This is a genomic window from Phyllobacterium trifolii (assembly GCF_014192095.1).
In the GTDB taxonomy this organism is placed as follows: domain Bacteria; phylum Pseudomonadota; class Alphaproteobacteria; order Rhizobiales; family Rhizobiaceae; genus Phyllobacterium; species Phyllobacterium trifolii.
Genome location: NZ_JACHXN010000016.1, coordinates 21,337 through 36,127, shown reverse-complemented (window position 1 = coordinate 36,127; position 14,791 = coordinate 21,337). Strand labels below are relative to the sequence as shown.

Sequence of the window (14,791 nt, the reverse complement as noted above, 5' to 3'; positions counted from 1 at the left end):
TATCGCGATATCAGATTGGCCTTGGGGCCTCGCAAACGCTGCTGATGGCGTTTTGCAATCTACGCGGGAACTTTAAACTATGCTGTCACGTCGCTCTCTGCTTATAGGAATGTCGCTCCTGGCCTTGTCGGGCCCGGCATCCGCAGAACCAATTATCAAAAAAATTCTGAATCCATTCGGGCTTGGCGGCAATGACAAGGCCGACGCTGATGCCCAAGCGGCAGCCCAGCCGATCGAGGTCGCCGAAGTTCGCAAGCCGGTGCAACCTGCCAAAGCCAAGAACAAATACGGGATCGACCCGAAATTCATGCCGCAGGACGTCGAGTTCACGGGCTACAAGCCGGGCACGATCGTGATCGATCCGAAGGCAAAGTTCCTCTACCTCGTCGAAAGCTCGTACACGGCTCGCCGCTACGGTATTGCAGTCGGCAAGGAGGGCCTTGAATTCAAAGGCACAGCCGTGGTCCAGACGAAACGTGAATGGCCACGATGGATTCCGACCAAAGAGATGATCGAACGTGAACCTGCCCACTACGCCAAATATGAAAACGGCATGGATGGCGGCCCAGGCAATCCGCTCGGCGCGCGCGCACTATACCTGTCGCAGGGCAACAAGGACACGCATATCCGCATTCATGGAACGATCGTGCCGTCGAGCATTGGAAGTTCCGCATCGAACGGTTGCTTCCGTATGGTCAATGACCATGTGATCGATCTTTACAACCGCGTCAGCATTGGCACGGAAGTTATTGTTCTGTAAGAACTATTGTTGAATTTATTGGAACGGCCAGACCTCGCGTCTGGCCGTTTCGTTTGGAATGGAAAATGATTGGGACGGGGAAAACGGCTTTCGGGCCGAATTTTTTTGTGGCCAAATCACTTGCAAAGGACTAACGAGATAAGCCCATGGCCCGATATGTTTTCATCACTGGCGGCGTGGTTTCTTCCCTCGGAAAAGGCATCGCTGCTGCCGCTTTGGCGGCACTCCTCCAGGCTCGTGGATACCGTGTACGGATTCGCAAGCTCGATCCCTATCTCAACGTCGACCCCGGCACGATGTCGCCATACCAGCATGGCGAGGTCTTCGTGACCGATGACGGCGCTGAAACTGACCTCGACCTTGGTCACTATGAGCGCTTCACCGGGCGTCCTGCCAACAAACAGGACAATATCACCACTGGACGGATCTACCGGAACATCATCGAGAAGGAACGCCGCGGAGACTACCTCGGCGCGACTGTTCAGGTGATCCCGCACGTTACCGACGAGATCAAGAATTTCATTGTCGAAGGCAATGAGGACTATGATTTCGTCTTGTGCGAGATTGGCGGTACGGTCGGCGATATCGAAGCGATGCCGTTTCTTGAGGCTATTCGCCAGCTTGGCAATGATTTGCCGCGAGGCACCGCTGTTTATATTCACCTGACCTTGATGCCGTATATTCCGGCAGCAGGGGAACTCAAGACCAAGCCGACGCAGCACTCAGTCAAGGAACTACGGTCAATCGGCATAGCGCCGGATATCCTTTTGATTCGTGCTGATCGCGAGATTCCGGAATCAGAACGTCGCAAACTGTCGCTGTTCTGCAATGTGCGCGCATCTGCCGTCATCCAGGCGCTTGATGTAGATACGATCTACGACGTGCCGATGGCTTACCACAAGGAAGGCCTTGATTCTGAAGTCCTTGCCGCGTTCGGCATCGATCCAGCCCCAAAGCCGCGCATGGAGCGTTGGGACGAGGTCAGCCAGCGTATTCACAATCCGGAAGGCGAAGTGACGATTGCCATCGTCGGCAAATATACGGGTCTCAAGGATGCCTATAAGTCGCTGATCGAAGCGCTTCACCATGGCGGCATGGCCAATAAGGTAAAGGTCAATCTCGACTGGATTGAATCGGAAATTTTCGAGCAGGAAGACCCGGCTCCTTATCTGCAAAAGGTGCATGGCATTCTGGTGCCCGGCGGCTTCGGCGAACGCGGCTCAGAAGGAAAGATTCTGGCAGCGAAATTTGCACGGGAGAAGAAGGTGCCGTATTTCGGTATTTGCTTTGGCATGCAGATGGCGGTGATCGAAGCGGCCAGATCTCTGGCAGGCGTCGAGAAAGCGTCTTCAAGTGAATTCGGTCCGACCAGCGAACCTGTTGTCGGTCTGATGACGGAGTGGCTCAAAGGGAACATGCTGGAGAAGCGTGCGCAGACCGGTGATCTCGGCGGAACGATGCGGCTTGGTGCCTACGAAGCCTTGCTTAAATCCGGTACGCGCATCGCTGATATTTACGGGTCGACCGATATTTCGGAACGTCACCGTCATCGCTACGAAGTAAACATCGATTATAAGGATCGCCTGGAAGAGTGCGGCCTCGTGTTCTCTGGCATGTCGCCGGATGGCGTATTGCCCGAAACGATCGAATATCCCGACCATCCTTGGTTTATCGGCGTTCAATACCACCCGGAATTGAAGTCTCGCCCGTTCGAACCGCATCCGCTGTTTGCTTCGTTCATCAATGCGGCAATGGCGCAGAACCGGCTAGTGTGACAAAAATAGTTGGGGCGATTTGACATGACCATTTCATCTCCCCGCACCCCGCGTCCTATCGATCATCTGGTTCTGCCGACCGCTGATCTTGAAGTCGCGCGCGCCCGTCTAGAACAGCTGGGCTTCATCGTAGCGCCCGTCGGGAAGCACCCATTTGGCACCGAAAATGTCTGCGTTTTCTTCGGCGATGACTGCTTTCTCGAATTTCTGGCAGTCGGCCAGCGTGAGACGTGCGAGGAAGAGGCGCGGAACGGCAATGTCTTTGTCGCCCGCGATCAGGCTTGGCGGTTCCGCAATGGCAATGAAGGCTTTTCTGCTCTTGTCATGGGTACGCATGACACAATTGGTGATCATAAGGCTTTCGTCAAAGCGGGCATTTCCGCCGGCGATATCCTCAATTTCTCGCGTCCGTTCGTAACGCCGGACGGGAAATCGGATGTGGCGGGATTCCGCTTGGCTTTTGCGGCTGATTTGCGCGCGCCAGACGCTTTCTTCTTCACTTGCGAGCGGGTGAACACGCCCAAGGTTGATCGCACATCGCTGCAGATGCACCAGAACGGCGCGGTTGCACTACGCGATGTCATCCTGTCCGAAGTCAATCCGACGGATTTCCAGTATCCACTGCAGGAGATCATCAGCCAGCGCGACGTCAATGCGCACTCATTCGGTATGGATCTGCGTGCCGCGAACGCCAACGTGACAGTGTTGACACCCCAGGGCTTGCGATCGTTCCTCGGTATCGAGGTTTCTGAAACCGAGCGTGGTTTGCGGCTTCAGGCCTTCGTGCTGGCAGTGCGTGACCTCGCTGCGGTTGAAACTTTGCTGACCAGCAACAATATTCCTTTCGAAAAGCGCGGCTCCCGCCTGATTGTGCACAAGGCACCAGGACAGGGTGCTGCCATCGCATTTGAGGCTTCCTGATGTCCCTGAATTCTACGGTTTCCGCCGGCAATGTTGCATTTTCCAACACTGGCCAGTTGTCACTCATCGCTGGGCCTTGCCAGATGGAAAGCCGTCAACACGCATTCGACATGGCCGGTGCGCTGAAGGAACTGACAGGAAAACTCGGGATCGGTCTTGTCTACAAGTCGAGCTTTGACAAAGCGAACCGCACCTCGTTGACGGGGAAGCGTGGATTCGGACTGGAGAACTCGTTGCCGGTATTCGCCGATATCCGGAGTGAGCTCGGTCTGCCAACATTGACTGACGTCCACACGGAAGAGCAATGTATTATCCTTGGCCAAGTGGTCGATGTCCTGCAAATACCGGCTTTCCTTTGCCGGCAGACCGATCTTTTGGTCGCGGCTGCCAACACCGGCAAGATCGTCAATATAAAGAAAGGCCAGTTCCTCGCGCCTTGGGATATGAAGAATGTCATTGCCAAGGTCACAGAAAGCGGCAATCCGAACGTGATGGTCACTGAGCGCGGCGCTTCGTTTGGCTATAACACGCTTGTCTCCGACATGCGCTCCCTGCCCATCATGGCAGGTTTCGGGGCCCCGGTAATTTTCGATGCAACCCATTCGGTGCAGCAGCCGGGCGGGCAGGGTGGCTCAACAGGCGGTCAGCGCGAGTTTGTCGAAACGTTGGCGCGCGCAGCTGTGGCTGTCGGTGTTGCAGGTGTATTCATCGAAACGCATCAGGATCCGGACAATGCGCCGTCGGATGGCCCGAATATGGTGCCACTCGACCAGATGCCGCGGCTTCTCGAAAAGCTTCTGGAATTCGACCGGATTGCCAAGAAGGCTTGAGCCTGCGGCCAAAAAGTTCCTTCGCAGAAAATTAAGTTTTGATGCAACCGTGATGCGGGCTTGCTCATTATCCTCAAAGGTGAAGCAAAAGAGGAGAAGAGCAAATGCCGACTAGTTCAGGACATACGAAAGCTATTCGTGCGTCGCGCGTTATTGGTACGAACGTGTACAATAGCGGCGGCGACAAGATCGGTGAAATCGAAGATGTTATGCTCGACAAGACCACGGACGGCATCATGTTCGCGGTCGTCGGTTTTGGCGGCTTCCTTGGAATTGGCGAGAAATATCATGCCGTGCCGTGGAAGCTTCTAGACTTCGATGAAGCAACGGGCGGGTACGTTGTGCCATTCACCAAGGAACAGTTGGAACAAGCGCCAGCTCATGGCATAACCGAACTGACAGAGAATGACGGTCTGCAGGTTCGCGACAGATCATTCTCGTATTACGATGACGTAGCGGCTTAACAGGCGCTACATCATGGATTGAGGCCGTCATCGACGGCCTTTTTTCTGTTTTGATCCACAATTCGTCTTCGTGGGGATTTTCCTTGTCATGTTCATTCGCTATTCAGTGGCCAGCCCAAGGCTCAATGCTCATTGAAAGGGAATACTCCATGACTGCTATTGTCGATATTATTGGCCGCGAGATTCTGGACAGCCGCGGGAACCCGACTGTTGAGGTCGATGTCGTTCTCGAAGACGGTTCCATGGGCCGCGCCGCCGTCCCCTCAGGTGCCTCGACCGGCGCGCACGAAGCAGTCGAATTGCGCGACGGTGGTACCCGCTATCTCGGCAAGGGTGTTGAAAAGGCTGTCGACGCGGTCAATGGTGAGTTGTTCGATGCTATTGGCGGCATGGAAGCGGAAAACCAGATCCACATCGATCAGACTATGATCGACCTCGATGGTACGCCGAACAAGAGCCGTCTCGGGGCCAACGCGATTCTTGGCGTATCCCTTGCCGTTGCCAAAGCCGCAGCTGAAGCGTCGGGCCTGCCGCTCTATCGCTATCTCGGCGGTCCGAGCGCCCATGTATTGCCTGTGCCGATGATGAACATCATCAACGGCGGTGCACATGCCGACAATCCGATCGACTTTCAGGAATTCATGATCTTGCCGGTCGGCGCGTCTACCTTTGCCGAGGCAGTTCGTTACGGTTCGGAAGTGTTCCACACGTTGAAGAAGCGCCTGAAGGATGCGGGCCACAACACCAATGTCGGTGACGAGGGTGGTTTCGCACCGAATTTGAAGACGGCGCAGCACGCCCTCGATTTCATTATGGAGTCGATCGAGAAGGCGGGTTTCAAGCCAGGCGAAGAAATCGCGCTTGGTCTCGATTGTGCTTCGACCGAATTCTTCAAGGACGATAACTACGTCTATGAGGGCGAGAAGAAATCGCGCGATCCGAAGACCCAAGCGAAATACCTTGCCAAGCTTGTCGGCGATTATCCGATCATCACCATCGAAGACGGGATGGCTGAAGACGATTGGGATGGCTGGAAATATCTGACAGAGCTCGTTGGTAACAAGTGCCAGCTGGTTGGCGATGATTTGTTCGTCACCAATTCGGCCCGCCTGCGCGATGGCATCAAGATGGGCGTCGCGAACTCGATCCTCGTCAAGGTCAACCAGATCGGCACGCTTTCTGAAACATTCGACGCCGTCGATACAGCACATCGTGCTGCCTACACCGCGGTTATGTCGCATCGCTCGGGAGAAACCGAAGATACGACGATCGCCGATCTCGCCGTTGCAACCAATTGCGGACAGATCAAGACCGGCTCGCTCGCCCGGTCAGACCGGGTCGCGAAGTACAACCAACTCATCCGCATCGAGGAAGAGTTGGGACCGCAGGCAAGTTATGCAGGGCGCGGTATCTTCCGCAACGCCTGATTAACTGTCGATCTGCAGCATAATGGCGGGCGCGATGCCCGCCATTTTCGTTTTGTCCTGCGCTCTTGGTAATCGCCTGTTAAGCAAAACATTGTCTTATGGACCGGTAATAAATCGGGCCATCCTGACCTGATTCTTGGGTTTGGGAGTCTATGGAAATGTGGACAAAACAGCGAAGAAAAACCAAGCGGGGGCGCTTGATCGTTCCGTTGCTCTCCACTCTGTTTTTCGCCTATTTCGGTTTTCACGCATACCATGGCGAGTACGGACTCTATTCGACTATCAAGCTTCAAGAGCAGACCCAGTTGCTGCAAGCGCAACTCGACGCCGTCAAGGCAACGCGTTCCGAGCTTGAACGCCAGGTTCAACTTATGCATGATGGTACGATCGAGAAGGATATGCTAGACGAACAGGCCCGCAAGGGGTTGAATGTATCTCGGCCGGACGAAGTCACTATAATGCGTGGCTCCGGCGATTTAGCTATTAACTGAATTCTGGTTAATAGCGCTTTTTCTCTGTATTTTGAACATCTTATTTGCATAGCACTTATTCAATTCTGCATATTGTAAGTTCCGCCCCTGCTGCTATTCTCGTGCGACCAATTCACAGGGAGTGAGATATGGCCACGAGGGCGAAAAAAAGCCCTGCGCGTTCTGCGCAGACCTCCGCTATTAAAGCACCAAAACCAATCCAGTTTACCAAGGAACAAGAATTAGAAGCATACCGGCACATGTTGCTCATCCGCCGCTTTGAAGAAAAGGCCGGTCAGCTCTACGGTATGGGTTTCATCGGTGGTTTCTGCCATCTCTACATCGGTCAGGAAGCTGTCGTCACCGGCATGCAAATGTCGCTGAAGGAAGGTGATCAGGTTATCACCGGCTATCGCGACCATGGCCACATGCTGGCTTGCGGCATGAGTCCGCGCGGTGTCATGGCGGAGTTGACAGGACGGCGCGGCGGCCTTTCCAAGGGGAAGGGCGGCTCGATGCACATGTTCTCCAAGGAGAAACACTTTTACGGCGGACACGGCATCGTGGGTGCTCAGGTTTCGCTCGGTACCGGTCTCGCCTTCGCCAATCGCTATCGTGATAACGGCAATGTTTCGCTGGCTTACTTTGGCGATGGTGCTGCCAATCAGGGCCAGGTTTACGAAAGCTTCAACATGGCTTCGCTGTGGAAGCTGCCGGTCATCTACATCATCGAGAACAATCGTTACGCAATGGGCACATCGGTTTTGCGCGCTTCGGCCGAGACGGATTTTTCCAAGCGCGGTATCTCATTCAATATTCCGGGAATTCAGGTCGACGGTATGGACGTGCGTGCGGTCAATGCTGCAGGTGAAGAGGCCGCAGCCTGGGCACGCTCCGGCAAGGGGCCGATGATTCTTGAAATGCAGACTTACCGGTATCGTGGCCATTCCATGTCGGATCCGGCCAAATACCGTTCCAAGGACGAAGTGCAGAAAATGCGCTCCGACCATGATCCCATAGAGCAGGTGAAACACCGGTTGATCGAAAACGGATGGTCCACTGAGGACGACCTGAAGAAGATCGACAAGGACGTTCGCGATATCGTGGCCGATGCCGCAGATTTCGCCCAGTCCGATCCTGAGCCGGATCCATCCGAGCTTTACACCGACATTCTGCTCTAAGGGAGGCGCTATCATGCCTGTAGAAATTCTGATGCCCGCGCTCTCGCCAACTATGGAAGAGGGCAAACTGTCAAAATGGCTAAAAAAAGAAGGCGACAAGGTTACTTCCGGTGATGTGCTCGCGGAGATCGAGACCGACAAGGCGACGATGGAAGTCGAGGCTGTCGATGAAGGAACGCTTGGCAAGATCCTCGTTCCGGAAGGCACCGACAACGTAAAAGTCAATGCGGTGATTGCTGTTTTGCTTGGTGAAGGTGAAAGCGCCGATGCTGCAAGCGCGCCGAAGGCCGCCAATGCTGAAGCGCCTGCGGAAGAAGCGCCGAAACAGGAAGCTGTGGCGGAAAAGCCTGCTGCGTCCGTTCCTGCCGCGCCGAAGACCGAAGTGGCTGCTGACCCGGATATCCCCGAGGGAACCGAGATGGTGTCCACCACTGTTCGCGAAGCGCTGCGCGACGCGATGGCGGAAGAAATGCGCCGCGACCCCAACGTCTTCATCATGGGCGAGGAAGTCGCTGAATATCAGGGCGCCTACAAGATCACGCAGGGCCTGCTTGACGAGTTCGGTCCGCGCCGCGTTGTTGATACGCCAATCACAGAACACGGTTTCGCCGGCGTTGGTGTTGGTGCCGCGATGACGGGTTTGCGTCCCATCGTTGAATTTATGACCTTCAACTTCGCCATGCAGGCGATCGACCAGATCATCAATTCCGCGGCCAAGACACTTTATATGTCTGGCGGCCAGATGGGCGCACCGATGGTGTTCCGTGGTCCAAGCGGCGCTGCCGCCCGCGTCGCTGCCCAGCACTCGCAATGCTACGCCGCCTGGTACAGCCATATTCCTGGTCTGAAGGTCGTGATGCCATATTCGGCTGCCGATGCGAAGGGTCTGCTCAAGGCTGCCATCCGCGATCCAAATCCGGTAATCTTCCTCGAAAATGAAATACTTTACGGTCACTCGTTCGATGTCCCGAAGCTTGACGATTTCGTTCTCCCGATCGGCAAGGCCCGTATTCACAAGAAGGGCAAGGACGTAACGCTCGTCTCCTTCGGCATCGGCATGAATTACACGGTCAAGGCGGAAGCCGAGCTTGCGAAGATGGGAATCGATGCGGAAATCATCGATCTGCGGACGATCCGGCCGATGGACATTCCAACAGTCATTGAATCGGTAAAGAAGACGGGACGTTGCGTCACGATTGAAGAGGGTTACCCGCAGTCTTCGGTTGGAACGGAAATCGCAACCCGCGTCATGCAGCAGGCCTTCGATTATCTCGATGCACCGATCCTGACAATCGCCGGCAAAGATGTGCCGATGCCTTATGCGGCAAACCTTGAAAAGCTGGCTTTGCCTAATGTTCAGGAAATCATCGACGCCGTCAAAGCCGTGACCTACACCGCCTAAGGGGAGGAACCCGATATGCCGATAAATATCACCATGCCGGCGCTTTCTCCTACGATGGAAGAAGGCAATCTTGCCAAATGGCTGGTCAAGGAAGGGGATAAGGTCACGTCCGGTGATGTCATCGCCGAAATCGAGACCGACAAGGCGACAATGGAAGTCGAAGCGGTTGACGAAGGCACTGTAGCCAAGATCGTTGTCCCTGCCGGTACAGAAGGCGTCAAGGTCAACGCACTGATCGCCATTCTGGCGGGCGAGGGCGAGGACGTCGCGGCAGCTGCCAAAGGTGGCGGTGACGCAGCGGCACCAGCCCAAGCGGAAGCACCGAAAGAAAAGAAGAAGGCTGATGGTGCGCCTGAAGCCCCGAAGGCTGAAGCACCGCAGGTGGCCGCTGCTCCGGCACCGGCAGCAACGTCTGCACCTGCCAAAACCGGTGATCGTCCATTTTCGTCGCCGCTTGCACGGCGAATCGCCAAGGATGCAGGTATTGATCTCGGCGCCGTGACAGGTTCAGGCCCGCATGGCCGGGTGATCAAGAAGGACGTTGAGGCGGCGATTTCCGGTGGTGGAGCCAAAGCTGCTTCCGTTGCGGGAGCCGCGCCAACCGCCGCAGCGCCGGCGGCACCGAAGCCGATGTCTGACGATGCGGTGCTCAAACTGTTCGAGCAAGGCTCTTACGAACTCGTACCGCATGACGGCATGCGCAAGACCATTGCCAAGCGTCTGCTCGAAGCCAAGTCGACGGTTCCACATTTCTACCTGACGGTGGATTGCGAGCTCGATGCGCTTTTGGCTCTTCGCGCGCAGATCAATGCCGCTTCGCCAATGCGCAAAACAGAAAAGGGCGATGTTCCAGCCTACAAGCTCTCCGTCAATGACATGATCATCAAGGCTATGGCGTTAGCGCTGCGCGATGTTCCTGAGGCGAATGTCTCCTGGACGGAAGCCAATATGGTCAAGCACAAGCATTCGGATGTTGGCGTCGCTGTCTCCATTCCCGGAGGCCTGATCACGCCAATCATCCGCAAGGCCGAAGAAAAGACGCTTTCCGCCATTTCAAATGAGATGAAGGATCTTGCCAAGCGCGCGCGCGACCGCAAGTTGAAGCCCGAGGAATATCAGGGTGGAACGACGGCGGTTTCCAATCTCGGCATGTTTGGCGTCAGGGATTTCGCGGCCATCATCAACCCGCCCCACGCAACCATTCTTGCGATCGGTGCGGGCGAAGAACGAGCTGTGGTCAAGAAGGGCGAGATCAAGGTTGCAACCGTTATGTCCGTGACGCTGTCGACTGATCACCGGGCCGTTGACGGCGCCTTGGGTGCAGAGCTTGCCCAGGCGTTCAAACGCCATATCGAAAATCCGATGGGCATGCTGGTCTGAGGGGTACCATGAAAACGGTCCTTTGCTATGGCGACTCGCTGACCTGGGGATACATTCCCGATGGATCGGGTCGCCATGCGCTAAGGGATCGCTGGCCGGAGGTCCTTCAAACTGAGCTCGGGAACGGTGTTCATGTCGTTACCGATGGTTTGAATGGCCGCACGACGGCTTTTGACGACCATTTGTCCGGTTTCGAGCGCAACGGCGCCAAGACGCTGACCACAGTACTTGGCGCGCATTTTCCGCTCGATCTCGTTATCATCATGCTCGGTAGCAATGACATGAAGAGTTTCATTTGCGGCAACGCACAAGGGACCAAACGCGGTATGCAGCGCTTGATCGAGATTGTCCGCACGGCGCCGTATCAGATGAACGCAAAGGTACCGCAGATTCTGATCATGTCACCGCCGGCGCTTACGCCGATTGACGAGCTGGATTTTCAACGAACTTTCGAACAGGGCATCGAACAGTCACGCCTGCTCGCTGCCTTTTACAAGAATGCCGCTGAACTTGCCGATTGTGCGTTTTTCGATGCGAGCTCGGTCGCCAAAACATCGCCATTAGATGGCGTACATCTTGATGCAGAGAATACACGGGCAATCGGTAAAGCCATTGCACCCATCGTTCGAGATATACTCGAGCTTTAAGCAGGAGGACCAAGGTCTTGGCCAATAATTACGACGTGATCATCATTGGTTCGGGCCCGGGCGGCTACGTTACCGCCATCCGCTCCGCACAGCTTGGTTTCAAGACCGCAATCGTCGAGCGTGAACATCTTGGCGGCATCTGCCTGAACTGGGGTTGTATCCCGACCAAGGCCTTGTTGCGCTCGGCAGAGATTTTTCATTATGGCCAGCACGCCAAGGATTACGGCTTGACCATCGAGGGAAAAATTTCTGCCGACGTCAAAGCAGTCGTTCAGCGTTCACGCGGTGTTTCGGGCCGGCTCAACGCCGGCGTCGGATTCCTGATGAAGAAGAACAGGGTCGACGTGATCTGGGGAGAGGCCAAGCTGTCGAAGCCGGGCGAGATCATTGTCTCGAAGACCTTGAAGAAGCCGATGGAGCCGCAACCGCCACTCCCGAAGAACACCTTGGGAGAAGGTACTTATTCGGCTAAGCATATCATTCTCGCCACTGGCGCCCGCCCGCGCGCACTGCCGGGTATCGAGCCGGACGGCAAGCTGATCTGGACCTATTTCGAAGCCATGGTGCCGCCGGAAATGCCGAAATCACTCGTGGTCATGGGATCTGGTGCGATCGGGATCGAATTCGCGTCGTTCTACCGTTCCATGGGCGCAGAGGTGACTGTCGTCGAACTCCTGTCGACCGTGATGCCTGTGGAGGATGCCGAAATCTCCGGGATCGCTCGCAAGCAGTTCGAAAAGCAGGGTATGAAAATTATTACCGACGCCAAGGTGACGAAGGTTGAGAAAGCCGCGAATTCAATCACCGCGCATGTCGAGACCAAAGACGGCAAGGTAGAGAAGATCACTGCGGACCGACTGATTTCCGCAGTTGGTGTTCAGGGTAATATTGAAAATCTCGGGCTCGAGACTTTGGGCGTAAAGACCGATCGTGGTTGCGTCGTCATCGATGGTTACGGGAAGACCAACGTGCCCGGCGTTTACGCCATTGGTGATGTTGCCGGACCACCGATGCTGGCGCATAAGGCCGAGCATGAAGGTGTGATCTGTATCGAGAAGATTGCAAACTTCCCGGGCGTTCATCCCATCGAGAAGGACAAGATTCCAGGCTGCACCTATTGCCAGCCACAGGTTGCGTCCGTTGGTCTTACTGAAGCGAAGGCCAAGGAAAATGGCCGCGAGGTTCGCGTCGGGCGTTTCCCTTTTGCCGCAAACGGCAAGGCGATTGCGCTTGGCGAAGATCAAGGTCTGGTCAAGACCATTTTCGACAAGAAGACCGGCCAGCTGATAGGCGCCCACATGGTCGGTGCGGAAGTCACGGAGCTTATCCAGGGCTTCGTCGTCGCCATGAACCTCGAAACGACCGAAGAAGAATTGATGCACACTGTCTTCCCGCACCCGACTTTGTCGGAAATGATGAAGGAAAGCGTGCTGGATGCCTATGGTCGTGTGTTAAACGCGTAAACAACGAAGGAAACTTGGCCCTTGGTCACCATCAAGGATAGCAGACCCTGGATCAACCTTTCATGGGCGATTCTCAAATGGTCGACCTTGATCGGCCTTGGGCTCGGGTTTGTGCCGTCCGCCTTGAGTCTGGTTTCAGGCAACACCATATCCATTAACGGAACGGCAATCGGCGGTTGGCTTGGTGTCTGGATTGTTACGTTTGCATGCGGGTTGGGTGGTTTTCTTTTCGGTGCTATATGGGCCTTGGTGTTGCGCGCAATTGCCATTGCATCAGGGCGCTAGCGAGGGGAGAGAAGCATATGGATCAGCCAGTTGGTATTATGGGCATGCCCGGTGTCGGTTTCTTTGGAATGCTGCTTATCGGCTTCCTAGCCGGGTATATCGCAGAAAAGGCAACGAACCGTAATCATGGCCTTTTAACCAATATCCTTGTCGGCATCGCCGGTTCTTTCGTTGGTGGTACGCTGGCTGGTCTGCTGGATTTCAATTTCTACGGTTTCTTTGGAAATCTGATCGTTGCGACAGTTGGCGCAATTCTCATCCTGTGGGTTTTCGGCAAAGCCAGGCCCGCAAGCTAGGACTTTTATAATGGTAACGGTACTCGACACGATCGATCAAAAGCGGCGTCTTCGGCATCCCGAAAAGGCGCATCGCCCGGATTCGGAGATTCTGAAGAAACCCGACTGGATCAGAGTCAAGGCTCCCGTGTCGAAAGGCTATTCGGAAACACGTGATATCGTGCGCTCGCACAATCTCGTCACGGTGTGCGAAGAAGCCGGCTGCCCCAATATCGGTGAGTGCTGGGACAAGAAGCACGCAACTTTCATGATCATGGGCGAGATCTGCACCCGTGCCTGTGCGTTCTGCAACGTCGCAACCGGTCTGCCAACTGCGCTTGATCCAAACGAGCCCGAGAATGTCGGCAAGGCCGTTTTGAAGATGGGCTTGCAGCATGTGGTCATCACTTCGGTCGATCGTGACGATCTAGCCGATGGCGGTGCGCAGCATTTTGCCGATGTGATCCATGCCATCCGCCGTATTTCGCCCGGCACGACCATCGAGATTCTGACGCCGGATTTCCTGCGCAAGGAAGGCGCTTTGGAAATTGTCGTGGCGGCCCGTCCTGATGTCTTCAACCACAACCTTGAGACCGTTCCGTCCAATTATCTCAAAGTTCGTCCGGGCGCGCGGTACTTCCACTCGATCCGCCTGTTGCAGCGGGTGAAGGAGCTCGATCCGACGATCTTTACAAAATCCGGCATCATGGTGGGTCTTGGCGAAGAGCGTAACGAAGTGCTGCAACTGATGGATGATCTGCGCTCGGCGGATGTGGATTTTATGACGATCGGCCAGTATCTGCAGCCAACGCGCAAGCATCATGCCGTGCTGAACTATGTAACACCGGACGAATTCAAATCCTATGCAACGATTGCCAAAACCAAGGGCTTCCTGGTGGTTGCGTCCAGCCCACTAACACGTTCATCGCATCATGCCGGTGAAGATTTCGCCAGGCTGAAGGCTGCACGCGAGGCGCTGCACGCAAACCGCGCGTGACCGATGCCGAAATTTGAAACGACCCGCCATGTGAAGCATCGCGCCGAACAGATGTTTGATCTGGTTGCCGATATTGAGACTTATCCGCAGTTTCTGCCGATGTGCGAGAGTCTGAAAGTGCGTTCACGCAAGGAAAGTCATGGCAAGACGTTGCTGATTGCCGACATGACTGTTGGCTATAAGCTGATCCGCGAGACGTTCACCAGTCAGGTTCTTTTGAAGCCGGAAGAAAAAGTCATCATCACCAAATATATAGATGGGCCATTCCGCTATCTCGATAACCGCTGGCAATTCGTCCCGGATGAAAATCCGGAACATTCAGCAGTGAAATTCTATATCGATTATGAATTCAAGAGCCGCACGCTTGGCTTTCTCATGGGGTCGATGTTCGACATAGCCTTCAGGAAATTCACCGAAGCTTTTGAAAAACGAGCGGACTCAATCTACGGCAAGTGAACCGCCACGCTGCCCGGCCCGCATCGCAGGAACGAAACCGCACGCTATCCGTTACGTT

The 14,791-nt window shown here is 55.1% G+C and carries 16 protein-coding genes; all 16 read left to right on the top strand.

Translation table 11 applies throughout. The features are described 5' to 3' along the window. Window positions 1-79 precede the first annotated feature (79 nt). The 16 genes from FHS21_RS21185 (at window position 80) to FHS21_RS21110 (ending at window position 14,733) form a co-directional block, all read left to right on the top strand. On the top strand, window positions 80-760 hold the full coding sequence (locus FHS21_RS21185; RefSeq protein WP_112529241.1) for a L,D-transpeptidase: 681 nt from the start codon (window positions 80-82) through the stop codon (window positions 758-760). A gap of 146 nt (window positions 761-906) precedes the next feature. Continuing rightward, the gene (pyrG, locus tag FHS21_RS21180) at window positions 907-2,535 is read left to right on the top strand and encodes a CTP synthase (protein ID WP_112529239.1); all 1,629 of its coding nucleotides are present in this window, start codon (window positions 907-909) and stop codon (window positions 2,533-2,535) included. A gap of 24 nt (window positions 2,536-2,559) precedes the next feature. Then, window positions 2,560-3,456, top strand: a complete 897-nt coding sequence (locus FHS21_RS21175) for a VOC family protein (protein ID WP_112551190.1) — start codon at window positions 2,560-2,562, stop codon at window positions 3,454-3,456. After that, window positions 3,453-4,286: a 3-deoxy-8-phosphooctulonate synthase gene (gene kdsA, locus FHS21_RS21170; RefSeq protein WP_112529235.1), complete on the top strand. Its 834-nt coding sequence runs from the start codon at window positions 3,453-3,455 to the stop codon at window positions 4,284-4,286. The genes FHS21_RS21175 and kdsA overlap by 4 nt, the downstream gene beginning before the upstream one ends. A 104-nt stretch (window positions 4,287-4,390) precedes the next feature. Next, entirely contained in the window at window positions 4,391-4,750 is a 360-nt protein-coding gene (locus tag FHS21_RS21165) for a PRC-barrel domain-containing protein (RefSeq protein WP_112529233.1), read from the top strand. Window positions 4,751-4,899: 149 nt separating this feature from the next. Next, window positions 4,900-6,177 carry a phosphopyruvate hydratase gene (gene eno / locus FHS21_RS21160; protein WP_112529231.1) on the top strand — a complete coding sequence of 426 codons (1,278 nt, stop codon included), beginning with the start codon at window positions 4,900-4,902 and terminating at the stop codon, window positions 6,175-6,177. A 158-nt stretch (window positions 6,178-6,335) separates the two neighbouring features. Then, a complete protein-coding gene (locus tag FHS21_RS21155) occupies window positions 6,336-6,668 on the top strand; it encodes an FtsB family cell division protein (RefSeq protein WP_112529403.1) in 333 nt (110 codons plus the stop codon). 128 nt (window positions 6,669-6,796) lie between these two features. After that, window positions 6,797-7,828, top strand: a complete 1,032-nt coding sequence (gene pdhA / locus FHS21_RS21150) for a pyruvate dehydrogenase (acetyl-transferring) E1 component subunit alpha (protein ID WP_112529229.1) — start codon at window positions 6,797-6,799, stop codon at window positions 7,826-7,828. Window positions 7,829-7,841: 13 nt separating this feature from the next. Next, entirely contained in the window at window positions 7,842-9,230 is a 1,389-nt protein-coding gene (locus FHS21_RS21145) for a pyruvate dehydrogenase complex E1 component subunit beta (protein WP_112551192.1), read from the top strand. Window positions 9,231-9,245: 15 nt separating this feature from the next. Further along, window positions 9,246-10,610 (top strand): pyruvate dehydrogenase complex dihydrolipoamide acetyltransferase, encoded by a 1,365-nt coding sequence (locus FHS21_RS21140; protein ID WP_112529225.1) that lies wholly within the window; start codon window positions 9,246-9,248, stop codon window positions 10,608-10,610. Window positions 10,611-10,618: 8 nt separating this feature from the next. Then, a complete protein-coding gene (locus FHS21_RS21135; RefSeq protein WP_112529223.1) occupies window positions 10,619-11,257 on the top strand; it encodes an SGNH/GDSL hydrolase family protein in 639 nt (212 codons plus the stop codon). 17 nt (window positions 11,258-11,274) lie between these two features. Beyond that, window positions 11,275-12,720 (top strand): dihydrolipoyl dehydrogenase, encoded by a 1,446-nt coding sequence (gene lpdA / locus FHS21_RS21130; RefSeq protein ID WP_112529221.1) that lies wholly within the window; start codon window positions 11,275-11,277, stop codon window positions 12,718-12,720. Window positions 12,721-12,741: 21 nt separating this feature from the next. Further along, window positions 12,742-13,005 carry a hypothetical protein gene (locus FHS21_RS21125; protein WP_376772172.1) on the top strand — a complete coding sequence of 88 codons (264 nt, stop codon included), beginning with the start codon at window positions 12,742-12,744 and terminating at the stop codon, window positions 13,003-13,005. Between the two features lie 17 nt (window positions 13,006-13,022). Then, on the top strand, window positions 13,023-13,301 hold the full coding sequence (locus FHS21_RS21120) for a GlsB/YeaQ/YmgE family stress response membrane protein (RefSeq protein ID WP_112529219.1): 279 nt from the start codon (window positions 13,023-13,025) through the stop codon (window positions 13,299-13,301). Window positions 13,302-13,311: 10 nt separating this feature from the next. Then, complete coding sequence (gene lipA, locus FHS21_RS21115; protein ID WP_112529217.1) at window positions 13,312-14,277, top strand: lipoyl synthase; 966 nt, start codon at window positions 13,312-13,314, stop codon at window positions 14,275-14,277. Window positions 14,278-14,280: 3 nt separating this feature from the next. Then, window positions 14,281-14,733, top strand: a complete 453-nt coding sequence (locus FHS21_RS21110; RefSeq protein WP_112529215.1) for a type II toxin-antitoxin system RatA family toxin — start codon at window positions 14,281-14,283, stop codon at window positions 14,731-14,733. The last annotated feature ends 58 nt before the right edge of the window (window positions 14,734-14,791 follow it).